Origin of the sequence: Mycolicibacterium monacense (assembly GCF_010731575.1) — a bacterium.
Lineage (GTDB): Bacteria > Actinomycetota > Actinomycetes > Mycobacteriales > Mycobacteriaceae > Mycobacterium > Mycobacterium monacense.
In genome coordinates this window covers 3,751,989-3,767,098 of the sequence record NZ_AP022617.1, presented here as the reverse complement: position 1 = coordinate 3,767,098, position 15,110 = coordinate 3,751,989, and the positions used below count along the sequence as shown (strand labels likewise).

Genomic DNA, 15,110 nt, shown 5'->3' with positions numbered 1-15,110 from the left:
GCCGAAATCGCTAATGCAGGGCGCGCAGACCGTCGCGGACGGTGTCGAAGGCGTCGCCCAGCGCCTGCGCCAGCGACACCGCCTCGTCGGCCAGCCACTGTTCGTAGGCCGACAGCGCGACGCCGAGCATCGTCCACGCCACCGTCTGCGGCACCAGATCGTGGGCCTTGACGCCGATGCGGTCGGCGACGAACTGGGCGATAACCGCCCGCCAGCCGGCGTACATGGTCATCGAATACGCCTGCAGCGCATCGGTTTGCAGGATGACGCGCATCCGCTGGCGGTGCCTGGCGGTCTCGGCGGCGTCGAAGTGGTTGAACGCGAGCAGCGCGGCCCGCAGCGCTTCGTCGACGGGAACGGTCGGGTCGAGATCGTCGAACAGATGCCGCATGTGCTCGAGGTGCGCGTCGAAGTCGCCCCACGGGATCGCGCTCTTGGACGAGTAGTAGCGGAACAGCGTGCGCCGGGCGATGCCGGCGGCGGCGGCCACGTCGTCGACGCTGACCTCGTCGAACCCGCGGGCGGCGAACATGTCGAGCGCGACGTCGGTGATGTGGTCCTGGGTGGTGGAGCGACGGCGGCCGACCCGGGGCGCGGAATCCTGCCGCATGACAACCCACCCCTTCCGTTCTGGCACTCGATGCCATATCCTAGGCGACCTAGGTCACATTTCAGTGACCCTACGCGACGAAAGGCAGTGCTCATGGAGCCCAATCAGCACGTTGAAGCCGATACGGAACTGGTCACCGAGACGCTGGTCGAAGAGGTCTCGATCGACGGGATGTGCGGGGTCTACTGACCGTGTCGGCGCCTGTTGCGTTCGACCCCGATCTGCGGTGGCGGCTGCACCACCAGGTGGCGGTGCGGCCCGAACCGTTCGGGGCGCTGCTGTACCACTTCGGGACCCGCAAGCTGTCGTTCCTGAAGAACCGCACGATCGTCGACGTGGTGAACTCTCTGGCTGATCACCGCGACGCCCGCTCCGCCTGCCGCGCAGCGGGTATCGACGATGCGCAACAGGCGCCGTACCTGCACGCGCTCGGCGTGCTCGTCCAATCCAAGATGCTCGTCTGCGAGGAGACCTCATGACTGCTGTCGTTCCGGCGCCCGCGCCGGGCGGAGCGCCCGTTCCCCGCCTGGTCGACCAGTTCGAGCGCGGTCTCGACGCACCGATCTGCCTGACGTGGGAACTCACCTACGCCTGCAACCTGTCGTGCGTGCACTGCCTGTCGTCATCGGGTAAGCGCGATCCTCGCGAACTGTCCACCCAGCAGTGCAAGGACATCATCGACGAGCTCGAGCGCATGCAGGTGTTCTACGTCAACATCGGTGGCGGCGAACCCACTGTGCGCCCGGACTTCTGGGAGCTGGTCGACTACGCGACCGCCCACCATGTCGGGGTGAAGTTCTCCACCAACGGGGTGCGCATCACCCCCGAGATCGCCGCGAAACTCGCCGCCAGCGACTACGTCGACGTGCAGATCTCCCTCGATGGGGCGACCGCCGAGATCAACGACGCGGTCCGCGGCCCGGGCTCGTTCGCGATGGCCGAGCGCGCGCTGGAGAACCTCGCCGCCGCCGGCTTCAAGGACGCCAAGATCTCCGTCGTCGTCACCCGGCACAACGTCGGCCAACTCGACGACTTCGCCGCGCTGGCAAGCCGGTACGGCGCCACGCTGCGCATCACCCGGCTGCGTCCCTCCGGCCGCGGCGCCGACGTCTGGGACGACCTGCACCCCACTGCCGAACAGCAGGTGCAGCTCTACAACTGGCTCGTCGCCAAGGGTGAGCGGGTGCTCACCGGTGACTCGTTCTTCCACCTCTCGGGACTCGGCGAACCGGGTGCGCTGGCCGGGCTGAACCTGTGCGGCGCCGGCCGGGTGGTCTGCCTGATCGACCCGGTGGGCGACGTCTACGCCTGCCCGTTCGCCATCCACGACAAGTTCCTGGCCGGGAACATCCTGTCCGACACAGGTTTCCAGAACGTCTGGCAGAACTCCGAACTGTTCCGCGAGCTGCGCGAACCGCAGTCCGCGGGGGCGTGCAGCGGCTGCGACCACTACGACGCCTGCCGCGGCGGATGCATGGCCGCCAAGTTCTTCACCGGTCTGCCGCTCGACGGGCCCGATCCCGAATGCGTCCAGGGTTACGGCGCGCCGGCGCTCGAGGTCGACCGGGTCAAACCCAAGCCCAGCGGCGACCACTCCCGAGGGACCAAACTGACGGGCCCGATCCCGTTGAAACTGTTGACCAAGCCGCCCGCCCGGCTGTGTAACGAAAGCCCGGTGTAGATCATGGCGCGCGATACCTGGTTCGAGACCGTCGCCATCGCCCAGCAGCGGGCGAAGAAGCGGTTGCCCAAGTCGGTGTACTCCTCGCTCATCTCTGCCAGCGAGAAGGGGGTGACGGTCTCCGACAACGTCGAGTCGTTCTCTGAACTCGGCTTCGCCCCCCACGTCGTCGGCGCCCCGGAGAAGCGCGACCTGTCGACAACCGTGATGGGACAAGAGATCTCGATGCCGGTCATGATCTCGCCGACCGGTGTGCAGGCCGTCGACCCCGACGGTGAGGTGGCGGTCGCCCGCGCGGCGGCCGCCCGTGGCACCGCGATGGGACTGTCGTCCTTCGCCAGCAAGCCGATCGAAGAGGTCATCGCCGCCAACCCGAAGCTGTTCTTCCAGATCTACTGGCTGGGGGGACGCGAGGCGATCCTGGAGCGCGCACAGCGGGCCAAGGAGGCCGGTGCGGTCGGGTTGATCGCCACGACCGACTGGAGCTTCTCCCACGGCCGGGACTGGGGCAGCCCGAAGATCCCCGAGCAGATGAACCTCAAGACGATGTTGAAGATGTCGCCCGAGGTGCTCACCAAACCGCGCTGGCTGTGGGATTTCGGCAAGACGTTCAGCCCGCCCGATCTGCGGGTGCCCAACCAGGCCCGCCGCGGTGAGCCCGGACCGCCGTTCTTCCAGGCCTATGGCGAGTGGATGGGAACCCCGCCGCCCACCTGGGAGGACATCGCGTGGTTGCGCGAGCGGTGGGACGGTCCGTTCATGCTCAAGGGCATCGTGCGGGTGGACGACGCCAAACGCGCTGTCGATGCCGGTGTTTCAGCCATCTCGGTGTCCAACCACGGCGGCAACAACCTCGACAGCACCCCGGCCGCCATCCGGTGCCTGCCGGCTATCGCCGATGCGGTCGGCCAGCAGGTCGAGGTGTTGCTCGACGGCGGTATACGCCGCGGCAGCGACGTCGTCAAGGCCCTGGCGCTGGGTGCCCGCGCGGTGATGATCGGCCGGGCCTACCTGTGGGGGCTCGCCGCCAACGGGCAGGCCGGCGTCGAGAACGTCCTGGACATCCTGCGCGGCGGGATCGACTCCGCGCTGATGGGGCTCGGACGCGCCTCGATCCATGATCTGGGCCCCGACGACATCCTCATTCCCGACGGGTTCACCCGCGCGCTCGGCGTGCCGGCCGGGGACCAGAACTGATCGGCTGAACCTCTTGCTGTGACGCAGGGGGCAGACGGTGCTGCCGGGATCGAAACAATTGAATCCCGTGCACCAACAACCGGCGCACGCCAGGTGAATTCGGCTTACCATCGCGGGGTGGCTTTTCCCAGCGAGCTTGGGAACTCGACGTCGAGGCAGCTGCGCAGCACGTCTGCGGCGTTGATTGTTCCGGTAGGTTCCACCGAGCAGCATGGACCCCACCTTCCGCTGGACACCGACACCCGCATCGCCACCGCCGTCGCCCGTGAGGTCGCGGGCACGCTGACGCCGTCGTGGTCGCTGGCGCCCGCCGTCGGCTACGGCGCCAGTGGTGAGCACGAGAGTTTCCCCGGCACCATCTCCATCGGCACCGCCGCACTGCGCCTGCTGCTGGTCGAATTCGGCAGGTCGGCCACCAACTGGGCGTCGCGCGTGGTGTTCCTCAACGGCCACGGCGGCAACACCGAGGCGCTCGCGGGTGCGACCGCCCTGCTGCGCTACGAGGACCGCGACGTCGCCTGGTGTCCGTGCATTGCCAAGGATTCCGACGCGCACGCCGGCCACACCGAAACGTCCGTACTGCTGCACATCTCGCCCGACGACGTGCACACCGACCACTGGGAACGCGGTAACACCGCACCGCTGCGCGACCTGATGCCCGCACTGCGGCAGGGCGGCGTCGCCGCGGTCAGCGAGGTGGGCGTGCTCGGCGACCCCACGACGGCCACCGGCGCCGACGGCGCCCGCCTGTTCGGCGAGATGGTGCGGCACTGCGCCGACCGGATCGCGCGCTGGGCCCCGGACCGCAACGGAATGCTGCAGTGACCGGGCCTCGGCTGCCCGACGGCTTTGCTGTGCAGGTCGACCGCCGGGTCAAGGTACTCGACGAGGGCGCTGCGCTGCTCGGCGGTTCGCCCACCCGGCTGCTGCGGCTGGCACCGGCCGCGCAAACCATGCTCAGCGGCGGCCGCCTCGAGGTGCACGACGCCACGAGCGCACAGTTGGCGCGCACTCTGCTCGACGCCACCGTCGCCCACCCACGCCCGGCCAGCGGCCCGTCGCACCGCGACGTGACGGTCGTTATTCCAGTGCGCGACAACATCTCCGGTCTGCAGCGCCTGCTCGCGTCGCTGCGCGGCCTGCGCGTCATCGTCGTCGACGACGGATCGGCGACACCGATCGAGTGCACCCACATGTCCGGCGTGCACTGTGACGTCCGGGTGATCCGCCACGACCGCAGCAGGGGACCCGCGGCCGCCCGCAACACCGGCGCGGCGGCCTGCCCGACCGACTTCGTGGCGTTCCTCGACTCCGACGTGCTACCGCGTCGCGGATGGCTCGAGGCGTTGCTGGGCCACTTCTGCGACCCCGCGGTCGCGCTGGTCGCACCCCGCATCGTGGGGCTGCGCACCGCCGACAACCCGGTGGCCCGGTACGAGGCGGTGCGCTCATCGCTCGATCTCGGGCACCGGGAGGCGCCCGTGGTGCCCTACGGTCCGGTGTCCTACGTGCCGAGCGCCGCGATCATCTGCCGGCGGCGCGCGCTCGACGAGGTCGGCGGGTTCGACGAGACGATGCACTCCGGTGAGGACGTCGACCTGTGCTGGCGACTGGTGGAGGCGGGAGCCCGGCTGCGCTACGAGCCGATCGCCCTGGTCGCCCACGACCACCGGACCGACCTGGGGGAGTGGTTCCTCCGCAAGGCGTTCTACGGAAAGTCCGCGGCGCCGCTGGCGGTTCGGCATCCGGGCAAGACCGCGCCGCTGGTGATCTCGGGCTGGACCCTGGTGGTCTGGGTGCTGATGGCGATGGGCAGCTGTATCGGCTACCTGGCCTCGATGCTCGCGGCGGCCCTGACCGCCCGGCGGGTGGCCAACTCGTTGAGCTCGGTACAGACCGAACCGCGTCAGGTGGCCGCCATCGCCGCGCAGGGACTGTGGTCTGCGGCGCTGCAACTGGCGTCGGCGATCTGCCGGCACTACTGGCCGATCGCCCTGCTGGCGGCGCTGGTGTCACGCCGCTGCCGGCAGGCGGTGTTGATCGCCGCGGTGGTCGACGGCGTGGTCGACTGGGCCGCGCGGCGCGGTAACACCGACGACGACACCAAACAGGTCGGGTTACTGACCTATGTGCTGTTGCGCCGGCTCGACGACATCGCCTACGGGCTCGGCCTGTGGACCGGGGTGGTGCGCGAACGGCACCTCGGGGCGCTCAAACCCCAGATCCGGACGTAAGACGGCCCTTGACCGAGGCTGTGCACAGCGACGTTCTGATCGTCGGCGCCGGAAGCGCCGGATCCGTTTTGGCCGAACGACTTTCCGCCGACCCGCGGTGCCGCGTCACCGTGGTGGAGGCGGGCCCGGCGCCGTCCGATCCACGGGTGGCCCAACAGATCAGCGACGGGCTGCGGCTGCCGATCGGCAGCGCCAGCTCGGTGGTCCGGCACTACCTGACCACGCTCACCGACGCACCGCCGCGGCGCGCGCAGATCACGCGCGGCGCCGTCGTCGGCGGATCCGGGGCGGTCAACGGCGGATACTTCTGCCGCGGGCTGCCCGCCGATTTCGACGGATGGCGGGTTCCCGGCTGGACGTGGCGCGACGTGCTGCCGCACTTCCGGGCGATCGAGACCGACCTCGACTTCACCGGGCCACTGCACGGGGACAGCGGGCCGATCACGGTCAGCCGGGTGCGTGACTTCGACGGATGTACGGCGTCTTTCGTCGAGGCCACCCGCCGTGCCGGTTTCCGGTGGGTCGAGGATCTGAGCGGGCTCGACGCGGACGTGCCCGTCGACGGCGTGGGTGCGGTGCCGTTGAACGTCGACAGCGGAACCCGCCTCGGACCGGGCGGGGCGTTCCTGCAACCGGCGCTCGAACGGGACAACCTCGACCTGCTGCCCGATACGCGGGTCACGCGGGTCCAGATCGACCGGGGACGCGCCGTGGCGGTCGAGTGCGCAGGCCCCACCGGTCGGCAGACCCTCACCGCGGACCGGATCGTGCTGTGCGCGGGCGCGATCGCCACCGCGCAGCTGCTGATGATCTCAGGCGTGGGCCCGGCAGAGGCATTGCGGGCGTTGGGCATTCGGGTGTGGTCCGATGTGCCCGTCGGCGCCTCGACGTCCGACCACCCCGAATGGGTGATCCCGGTGAGGTGGACGCCGACCCACGACCTGCCGCCACTGGAGGCGGTCCTCACCACCGACTCCGGTATCGAGATCCGGCCGTACACATCGGGTTTCGCGGCCATGGTGCACGGGCCGGGGGACGACCCCGCCGACCATCCGCACATCGGCGTCGCGTTGATGCGGCCGCGGTCCAGGGGCAGGCTCACTCTCGCCTCGGCGGATCCGCTGGTCCCCCCGCTGATCGAACACCGCTACGACAGTGAACCCGACGACGTGGCCGACCTGGCCGCCGGCGCGCAGATCGCCCACGAGATCATCAGCGGCACAGTGCCTTCCGGTGAGTTGTCCTGGTCGACGTCCCAGCATCTGGCCGGAACCGCGCCCATGGGCGGCGAGGACGATCCGCGTGCGGTGCTCGACCCTCGGTGCCGGGTTCGCGGCGTCGACGCGCTGTGGGTGGTCGACGGTTCGGTCATGCCCGCCCTCACCAGCCGGGGCCCACATGCGACGATCACGATGATCGGGCACCGGGCCGCGGAGTTCATCGCGGGCTGAGCGGGGTCAACGCCTCGGCCAGGCGGGTGGCGGCCGCGACGCCGTCGATGACCGGGACACCCAGACGCTGCGAGAGCGGCTCGGCGAAGCGGGCCATCGCGGCGCAACCGAGCACGATCGAGCGGCTGCCGTCCGCCCGCAGCGCGTGCGCACACAGGTCGGCGATCGGCTCGATGGTGGCCGGATCGGAGTCGATGCGCAGCACCGGGATGTCGCAGGCGTACACGCCCTGACACGCGTTCGGGGTGTAGGCCTTGGCGAGCTGCCACCCACGGGGCACGGTCGCCGACATCGACGTCACCACCGAGAAGGTCCCCGCGAGCAGGGCGGCGCCGTGCATGGCCGCCTGGGCGATGCCCAGCACCGGCGCGTCGAGCAGTTCTCGCGCCTCGTCGAGACCCGGATCGCCGAAACACGCGATCACGTACGCGTCGGGGCGGTTCTGAGTGCGCGCACACGCGTCGCGGAGGACATCGAGAAGGTGTGGCACGCAACGGTGTTCGTCCGCCTCGTTCTCGATGCTGGACGGGCCGTCGGTGGGGTTGAGCGCCTCGACGACCGTACCGGGGTCCGCCACTGCGGACGCGGACGCGGCGATCGCGGCGGTCATCGACGCCGTCGTGTTCGGGTTCACCAGGAGCAGTCGCACGCCTGGAAAGCCTACGGCGCAACCTCCGCGGGTGCCGACCGGTTCTTCCGCAGGCGGCGCACGGCGGACCACTGCCGTCCGTCGCGTCCGGGCGACCAGATCGCGATGAACACCGACCCCACCACCGACAGCGCCGACAGTACGAACAGCGCCTGGTCTGCGGACTCCATGAACGCCTCCTTGGCGAGGTAGGCCAACTGCTCGCCCTGCGGGCCGAGTTGTTCGGACACCGACAGCGCGTAGGCGAGCGAATCGGTTGCGGTGTCGCGGATCTGCTCGGGCATCGCACCGAGCTTCGGCGCCAGCGTGCTGTGGTAGGCGGCCGCCAGGATCGACCCGGCGACGGCGATCCCGACCGCCGCGCCGATCTCGCGGGTGGCGTCGTTGACCGCCGAAGCCACGCCCTGCTTCTCGTTGGGGACGGCATTCATGATCGCCGATGTGGTCGGCGCCGTGCACAATCCGATGCCGGACGCGACGATGAGCATCGGCCACATGAGGTCGAGGAAGGTCGCGTCGGCGTCGAGGAACTGCATCGAGAACAAGCCGACGGCCATCAGCAGCAGCCCGACGCTCACCGCGAACCGCAGACCCACCTTCGGCAGATAGAGGTGCAACGTCCCGCCCAGGATCAGGACCGGAAACGCCAGCGGGGACAGGGCGAACGCCGTCTGCAGCGCGCTGTACCCCATCACCAGCTGCATGAACTGCATCTCGACGAAGAAGAAGCCGAAGTTGGCGATGAACAGGAAGGTGATCCCGGCCGCGCCGGTGGCGAAGTCGGGTCGCAGGAACAGTCGCACGTCGAGCAGCGGATGGTCGCGGCGCAACTGCACCAGTGCGAACAGCACGGCGAGTGCGACCCCGCCGGCGATACAGCCGATGACGAGGACGTCGGTCCACCCGCGGGAGGGCGCTTCGACCACCCCCAGGACGAAGACGGCGATCGCGGTGCCGATCAGCGCACCGCCGACCCAGTCGATGGGCGCCGCCGTATCGTCACGCGACGAACCGATGGTGCACGTCAGCACGAACATCAGCAGTGCGCCCGCGGCGAACATGTAGAAGATCGACTGCCACGAGAAGTAGTTCAGCAGGAGCCCGGTACCGAGGAAGCCGAAGATCGCGCCCGACCCCGCCACACCGGCCCAGATGCCGACGGCCTTGTTGCGCTCGGACTTCGGGAACGCGGCGGTGAGCAGCGAGAGGGTGGCGGGCATGATGAGCGCCGCGCCGACGCCGGCGACGGCCCGCGCGATGATGATCTGCATCGGGCTGTCGAACAGCACCGGGGCCAGCGAGGCCACCGCGAAGATCGCGAGGCCCACCAGGAGCGCACCCCGCCGACCGTAGCGGTCGCCGATGGCGCCCGCCGGCAGCAGCAGGCAGGCCAGCGCCAGCGTGTAACCGTCGACGATCCAGGTCAACTGGGACTGTGTCGCGGAGGTCTGCAGCGCGATGTCGGGCAGCGCCGCGTTGAGCGCCACCATCGACGAGATGACCATCAGCACGTCGACGCTGGCGATGACCAGCAGCCAGATCCGTTTCCGCTTCGACAGAGCGGCAATCTCGGCGTCGATATCCTGGTCGGTGCGCGGGAGGGTGTCGACCATGTCGTCTCTCTTCGGAGGGGCGAGACCGATGCCTCGACGTGAAACGAGACTAACGGTCTCGTAGCAGGACCGATAGTCTTGTTCCCACCGGGGAGGTGAAGAAAACGTATGACCGCCACGAATGGCGATCCCAGACCGGCCCGCTCGCGCGCCCGGCTACTCGACGCAGCGACGACGCTGCTGCGGTCCGGCGGCCCCAGCGCGGTGACGATCGATGCGGTCACCCGCAGCGCCAACGTCGCCCGGGCCACCCTCTACCGGCATTTCCCCAGCGCCAACGATCTGCTCGCCGCCGCCTTCCAAAGCCTGCTGCAACCCGCCCCGATGCCGCCGGCCGAGGGCAGCCTGCGCGATCAGCTCATCGCCGTCGTGGTCGGCTGGGCCGATCCCATCTCAGAGGCGCCCACCACGCTCGCCGCCATGACGTGGCTCGCGTCCGGACCGGACCTCGGCCCATGGGCCGAGGCACGCGATCCCGACGCGGGAAGTTCGGTCGCCTCCCTGCGCGAGCGCATCCTGCAGTCCTACTCGGCGCCGTTCGAGGCGATCTTCGACGGCGCCCAGGCCGCCGAACTCGGCCTCACCGACGTCGACCGGATCCAGGCCATCGCGCTGCTCATCGGTCCACTGATCCTCGGCCGGCTGAGCACCCTGGCCGATTTCGACTATCACGCCTGCGCGGAGGCCGCCGTGGACGGATTCCTGGCGACCCACACCGTCAGCGCAACGAGTACCGAATCGGCAGGTGCTTGAGCCCGCCGACGAACGTCGTCGCCGAAAGCTCAGGGGTACCGGCCAATTCGATGTGGTCCAGCCGCGGCAGGAGTTCGGTGAACAGGCTGTTCATCTCCATCCGCGCGAGTGCTGCGCCCAGGCAGAAGTGCACGCCGTAGCCAAAGGCGAGGTGCTTGTTCGGGTCGCGGCCCACGTCGAAACGGAACGGCTCGTCGAACACCTCCTCGTCGCGGTTCGCCGAAACATAGGCGAGATAGACCGATTCGCCTTCCTTGATCGGCACACCGCGTACCTCGGTGTCGGCGGCCGCCGTGCGCATGAACTCCTTGACCGGGGTGGCCCAACGGATCATCTCCTCGACCGCGGTGCCCATCAGGCCGGGATCGTCCTTGAGGCGCTGGAGTTCGCCGGGGTTCTCGATGAGCGCGAGCAGTCCACCGGAGATCGCGTCCTTGGTGGTGTCGTGGCCGGCGCTGGCGACGATGACGTAGTACGACAACGTGTCCACGTCCGACATCGGTTCGCCGTCGACGAGTCCGTTCGCGATCGCCGACGCCAGATCCTCGGTCGGGTTCTCCCGCCGTGACGCCGTCAGGGCCCCGAAGTAGTTGAAGAAGTCGGTCAGGACGGCCATCTGCTCCTCGGGGGTGGCCCCTCGCTTGTACTCGTCGTCGTCGCCGCCGAACATCTCCTGGGTCAGCATGTGCATCCGGCCGAAGTCCTCTTCGGGCAGGCCGAGCAGCGACAGGATCACGTAGAGCGGGAAGTTCACCGCGATCTCGGTGACGAAGTCGCATTCCGGTCCGATGTCGCGCATCTTGTCGACGTAGCGCTTGGCGAGTTCGTCGACGCGAACTTTCAAGTCGCGCATGGCTTTCGGTCGGAACCAGTCCGCCCCGATGGCGCGGATCTTGCGGTGGTGCGGATCGTCCATGTGGATCAGCGTCCGCAGGCCCATACCCGCCTCGAGCTGCGCCCTGGCGAGGTCGTCGGCCTCCGCGGTGACCAGCACCGGCCGCGGCTCGGACAGGAACAGGTCGTTGGCCCGTTCGATCGCCATGATGTCGGCGTGTTTGGTGATCGCCCAGAACGGCCGGTACGGCGGACTGTCGACCCACGCCACCGGATTGTGGGCCCGCAGATGGGTCAGCGCCGCGTGCAGTCGCTGATCGTCGGCGTATGCCGAGGGATCGGCCAGGGCCTTCGCGGCCTCGTCCATCTCCAGATCCATTGCCGACGTGCTCATGGGGCTCCTCACGCAGTGCTGCTCTTGACGGGTGTCAAGCGCAGTCTATGTGATCGAGACCACTGTCCACGCGCAGGGGTTGCGTGGATCACGTTCGTGTCAGCGCAGCGAATACCGAATCGGCAGATGCTTGAGGCCGCCGACGAAGATCGTCGCGATGAACTCCGGGTCGCCGGCCAGTTCGATCGATTCCAGGCGCGGGACGAGCTCGCTGAAGAAGCTGTTGATCTCCATCCGGGCGAGTGCGGCGCCCAGGCAGAAGTGCACGCCGTAACCGAACGACAGGTGCTTGTTCGGGTCGCGGCCGACGTCGAAGCGGAACGGCTGGTCGAAGATGTCCTCGTCGCGGTTGGCCGAGACGTAGGACAGCAGCACCGACTCACCCTCCTTGATCGGCACGCCGCGCACCTCGGTGTCGGCGGTGGCGGTGCGCATGAACTCCTTGACCGGGGTGGTCCAGCGGATCATCTCCTCGGTCGCGGTGCCCATCAGTTCCGGGTGGGCCTTGAGCCGGGCCAACTCGTCCGGGTTCTGGATCAGGGCGAGCAGCCCGCCGGAGATCGCCGCGCTGGTGGTGTCGTGCCCGGCGCTGGCCACGATCACGTAGTAGGACAGGCAGTCGATGTCGTTGAGGAATTCGCCGTCGATCTTGGCGTTGGCGATGGCCGAGGCCAGATCCTCGGTGGGGTTGGCCCGGCGCTCGGCGGTCAGCGCGGTGAAGTAGCGGAAGAAGTCGGTGATGACCTCGTGCAGTTCCTCGGGGCTCTTACCGCGGGTCAACTCGTCGTCGTCGCCACCGAACATCTCCTGGGTGAGCTTGAGCATCCGGCCGAAGTCCGATTCCGGCAGGCCGAGCAGCGACAGGATCACATACAGCGGGAAGTTGACCGCGACCTCCTGGACGAAGTCGCACTCGGTACCTTTTTCGACCATCTTGTCGACGTAGATCTTGGCCAGTTCGTCGACGCGGGTCTTGAGCGCGCGCATCGCCTTGGGGCGGAACCAGTCCGCGCCGATCTTGCGGATGTCGCGGTGCAGCGGGTCGTCCATGTGGATCAACGTGCGCAGCCCGCCGCCGGCGGCGAGGTTGGCCTGGGACAGGTCGTCGGTGGCCGCGGTGACGAGCATCGGACGCGGGGCGTTGATCCACAACTCGTTGTCCCGCTCGATGGCCATGATGTCGGCGTGTTTGGTGACCGCCCAGAAGGGGCGGTAGTCCGGTACGTCGACGAGCGACACCGGGGCGTGTGCGCGCAGGTGCGTCAGGGCGGCGTGCAGGCGCGCCTCGTCGGCGTAGGCCTTCGGGTCGGCGAGAACCTTCGCCGCGTCGTCGACGATCAGACTGGTCATGATTCCTCGCTCGATAGAGAACTTGACGGGTGTCAAAAGTGAGCTTATGTGATCGCCGCCACGATCGGTAGTCGGGGTCTGCGCGCGCGTGTCAGTAGTGTCGAACAGGTGCAGCCCGGACCGGTTCGCCACCGCCGGCTCGCGGCGCTGATATTCGCGATCGCGGTGATGGCCGGATGTGCCGCAGGGCCGTCGGACGGGCCCGCTTCCACGCCGGGCCCCGACCCCGCTCTGGTCCGCACCGCCTCCGGTGCAGTGCGCGGCACCGTCGCCGACGACCACCGGCTGTTCGCCGGTATCCCGTATGCCGCCCCGCCCGTCGGCGCGCTGCGCTGGCGCCCGCCCGAACCCGCACCCGCGTGGGATGGCGAGCGACAGGCCACCCGCTCCGGTCCGCGCTGCCTGCAGGATCCCGGCGGTGACATCGAACTCGGCAGGCAGACCGACGAGGACTGTCTGACGCTCAACGTGTGGACGCCGCCGGTGTCGAACGAGAAGCGGCCGGTGATGGTCTGGATTCACGGCGGCGCCTTCGTCAACGGCAGCGGCGGCATCTACGACGCCCGCCGACTGGCCGCCCGCGGTGACATGGTCGTCGTCACCGTCAACTACCGGCTCGGAACGATGGGATTCCTGGCGCATCCGGCGCTGGGGGCGCCCGGCGACGTCGGCAACTACGGGCTGGCCGACCAGCAGGCCGCGCTGCGCTGGGTGCGCGACAACATCGCCGACTTCGGCGGCGACCCGGACAAGGTGACCGTGGCCGGCGAATCGGCCGGCGGCATGTCGGTGTGCGACCACCTCGTCGCACCTGGATCGGCGGGCCTGTTCCAGGCCGCGATCATCCAAAGCGCCCCCTGTCAGGCGCAGGCCCCGCTGCCCGTGGCCGAACAGCGCAGCCTCGACTACGCCGCAGGCGCCGGCTGCCCGGACCCGGCCACCGCCGCCGAATGCCTGCGCGCGCTGCCCGCCGACAAACTGCGCAAACCCGTCTGGTTCGTCGAGATCGGCGCCGACGAACTGACCGGACCGGTCACCGGCACCAAGGCGCTGCCGGTCGACCCCGTCCGGGCCATCGCCGACGGGACCGCGGCGCGGGTCCCGGTGCTGATCGGCACCAACCGCGACGAGTTCACCCTGTTCGTCGCGATGCGCTACCTCCAGCACGACGACCGGTACACCCCCGAGCAGTACCCCGGCCTGCTCGCCGACACGTTCGGGCCGGACGCCGGGCAGGTCGCCGCCCGCTATCCGGTCGACGGCTTCGGCGCCGACCCGCAGGTCAGCGTCCCGCTCGCCTACGCGGCGACGGTCACCGACGGTGAATTCGCGTGCATCGCCGACCGTATGGCCGCACGACTGGCCGGCGGGGCGCCCGTCTACGCCTACGAGTTCAACGACCGGGCGGCCCCGGCCCCGGAACCGTTGCGGACGCTGCCGTTCCCCGTCGGCGCCAGCCACTCACTCGAGTTGCGCTATCTGTTCGACGTCGGCGGGGCGCCGCCGCTGTCCCCGGCGCAGCAGACGCTGTCCGACCAGATGATCGACTACTGGGCCGCGTTCGTGGCCTCGGGTGCGCCGTCGGCCTCCGACGCGCCCCAGTGGCCGCAGTTCGGGGACGGCTCGTTCCTGTCTCTGCAACCCGACGGCAACCGGGTGACGAGGGACTACGCGCGGGAACATCAGTGCGCATTCTGGGCCGACCTGGAAGACTGACGGGGCAGTTGCCCGCTGGTCGTCAGGGATTTGGACGAGGCCAGGATCTGAGGCATACTGTTCGGGTTGCCTTGAGCCGGGACGGTGCCTGTTCGGACCGTCTCGCAGAGGCATCCGACCGGCGCCCACACGGGCGCATCGGTCCCACCTCTCGAGTGTGACGGAATTTCCGCCGCATCCGAGCGCGCGTAGGGCGACACACCCGACCGCGGGGACCGGTGGACCATAGACAGGTAAACAGCGGCGGCAATAGCCAACACCAGGTCGCGCTGGGGTTTCCCAGCGCGGGCAACAAGCAGGAGTGAGGTAGGAAAAGCGTGGCGGGACAAAAGATCCGCATCAGGCTCAAGGCCTACGACCACGAGGCGATCGACGCCTCGGCGCGCAAGATCGTGGAGACGGTCACCCGTACCGGTGCCAGCGTGGTGGGCCCCGTGCCGCTGCCGACCGAGAAGAACGTGTACTGCGTCATCCGCTCACCGCACAAGTACAAGGACTCGCGTGAGCACTTCGAGATGCGTACTCACAAGCGGTTGATCGACATCCTCGACCCGACGCCGAAGACCGTCGACGCGCTCATGCGCATCGACCTTCCGGCCAGCGTCGACGTGAACATCCAGTAGGAGAC

General features: G+C 68.9%; 15 protein-coding genes. 10 read left to right on the top strand and 5 right to left on the bottom strand.

What is annotated here, in order from left to right:
• Nucleotides 1-10 precede the first annotated feature (10 nt).
• Nucleotides 11-610, bottom strand: coding sequence for a mycofactocin system transcriptional regulator MftR (mftR, locus tag G6N49_RS18125; RefSeq protein ID WP_064874123.1), 600 nt, complete (start codon nt 608-610; stop codon nt 11-13).
• A 93-nt stretch (nt 611-703) separates the two neighbouring features.
• On the opposite strand from mftR, the gene mftA reads away from it, so the two are divergent.
• The 7 genes from mftA (at nt 704) to mftG (ending at nt 7,173) form a co-directional block, all read left to right on the top strand.
• Nucleotides 704-799, top strand: coding sequence for a mycofactocin precursor MftA (gene mftA, locus G6N49_RS18120; RefSeq protein WP_082703128.1), 96 nt, complete (start codon nt 704-706; stop codon nt 797-799).
• 2 nt (nt 800-801) lie between these two features.
• Complete coding sequence (gene mftB, locus G6N49_RS18115) at nt 802-1,089, top strand: mycofactocin biosynthesis chaperone MftB (protein ID WP_011558417.1); 288 nt, start codon at nt 802-804, stop codon at nt 1,087-1,089.
• Nucleotides 1,086-2,291 (top strand): mycofactocin radical SAM maturase, encoded by a 1,206-nt coding sequence (gene mftC / locus G6N49_RS18110; protein WP_064916106.1) that lies wholly within the window; start codon nt 1,086-1,088, stop codon nt 2,289-2,291. Before mftB ends, mftC begins: the two co-directional genes overlap by 4 nt.
• A 3-nt stretch (nt 2,292-2,294) precedes the next feature.
• Nucleotides 2,295-3,488, top strand: coding sequence for a pre-mycofactocin synthase MftD (gene mftD / locus G6N49_RS18105; RefSeq protein WP_083045319.1), 1,194 nt, complete (start codon nt 2,295-2,297; stop codon nt 3,486-3,488).
• A gap of 93 nt (nt 3,489-3,581) precedes the next feature.
• Nucleotides 3,582-4,313, top strand: coding sequence for a mycofactocin biosynthesis peptidyl-dipeptidase MftE (gene mftE, locus G6N49_RS18100; RefSeq protein ID WP_179967767.1), 732 nt, complete (start codon nt 3,582-3,584; stop codon nt 4,311-4,313).
• Nucleotides 4,310-5,722: a mycofactocin biosynthesis glycosyltransferase MftF gene (gene mftF, locus G6N49_RS18095; RefSeq protein ID WP_064916105.1), complete on the top strand. Its 1,413-nt coding sequence runs from the start codon at nt 4,310-4,312 to the stop codon at nt 5,720-5,722. Before mftE ends, mftF begins: the two co-directional genes overlap by 4 nt.
• Before the next feature lie 20 nt (nt 5,723-5,742).
• On the top strand, nt 5,743-7,173 hold the full coding sequence (mftG, locus tag G6N49_RS18090) for a mycofactocin dehydrogenase MftG (protein ID WP_083045320.1): 1,431 nt from the start codon (nt 5,743-5,745) through the stop codon (nt 7,171-7,173).
• Here mftG and G6N49_RS18085 read toward each other — a convergent pair.
• On the bottom strand, nt 7,160-7,822 hold the full coding sequence (locus G6N49_RS18085) for an aspartate/glutamate racemase family protein (RefSeq protein WP_011558423.1): 663 nt from the start codon (nt 7,820-7,822) through the stop codon (nt 7,160-7,162). The genes mftG and G6N49_RS18085 overlap by 14 nt on opposite strands.
• A gap of 11 nt (nt 7,823-7,833) precedes the next feature.
• Complete coding sequence (locus G6N49_RS18080; protein WP_083045321.1) at nt 7,834-9,435, bottom strand: MFS transporter; 1,602 nt, start codon at nt 9,433-9,435, stop codon at nt 7,834-7,836.
• Nucleotides 9,436-9,543: 108 nt separating this feature from the next.
• On the opposite strand from G6N49_RS18080, the gene G6N49_RS18075 reads away from it, so the two are divergent.
• Nucleotides 9,544-10,188: a TetR/AcrR family transcriptional regulator gene (locus G6N49_RS18075; RefSeq protein ID WP_083045322.1), complete on the top strand. Its 645-nt coding sequence runs from the start codon at nt 9,544-9,546 to the stop codon at nt 10,186-10,188.
• On the opposite strand, the gene G6N49_RS18070 is transcribed toward G6N49_RS18075, so the two are convergent.
• Both G6N49_RS18070 and G6N49_RS18065 read right to left on the bottom strand, forming a co-directional pair.
• Nucleotides 10,154-11,416, bottom strand: coding sequence for a cytochrome P450 (locus G6N49_RS18070; protein ID WP_083045323.1), 1,263 nt, complete (start codon nt 11,414-11,416; stop codon nt 10,154-10,156). The two genes, G6N49_RS18075 and G6N49_RS18070, sit on opposite strands and share 35 nt — an antisense overlap.
• A gap of 99 nt (nt 11,417-11,515) precedes the next feature.
• Nucleotides 11,516-12,766, bottom strand: coding sequence for a cytochrome P450 (locus G6N49_RS18065; protein WP_011768090.1), 1,251 nt, complete (start codon nt 12,764-12,766; stop codon nt 11,516-11,518).
• A 168-nt stretch (nt 12,767-12,934) separates the two neighbouring features.
• Between G6N49_RS18065 and G6N49_RS18060 the strand changes: the two genes are divergently transcribed.
• Both G6N49_RS18060 and rpsJ read left to right on the top strand, forming a co-directional pair.
• Nucleotides 12,935-14,482, top strand: a complete 1,548-nt coding sequence (locus tag G6N49_RS18060; RefSeq protein WP_235679619.1) for a carboxylesterase/lipase family protein — start codon at nt 12,935-12,937, stop codon at nt 14,480-14,482.
• A gap of 317 nt (nt 14,483-14,799) precedes the next feature.
• Entirely contained in the window at nt 14,800-15,105 is a 306-nt protein-coding gene (gene rpsJ / locus G6N49_RS18055; RefSeq protein ID WP_003883485.1) for a 30S ribosomal protein S10, read from the top strand.
• Nucleotides 15,106-15,110: the final 5 nt, after the last annotated feature.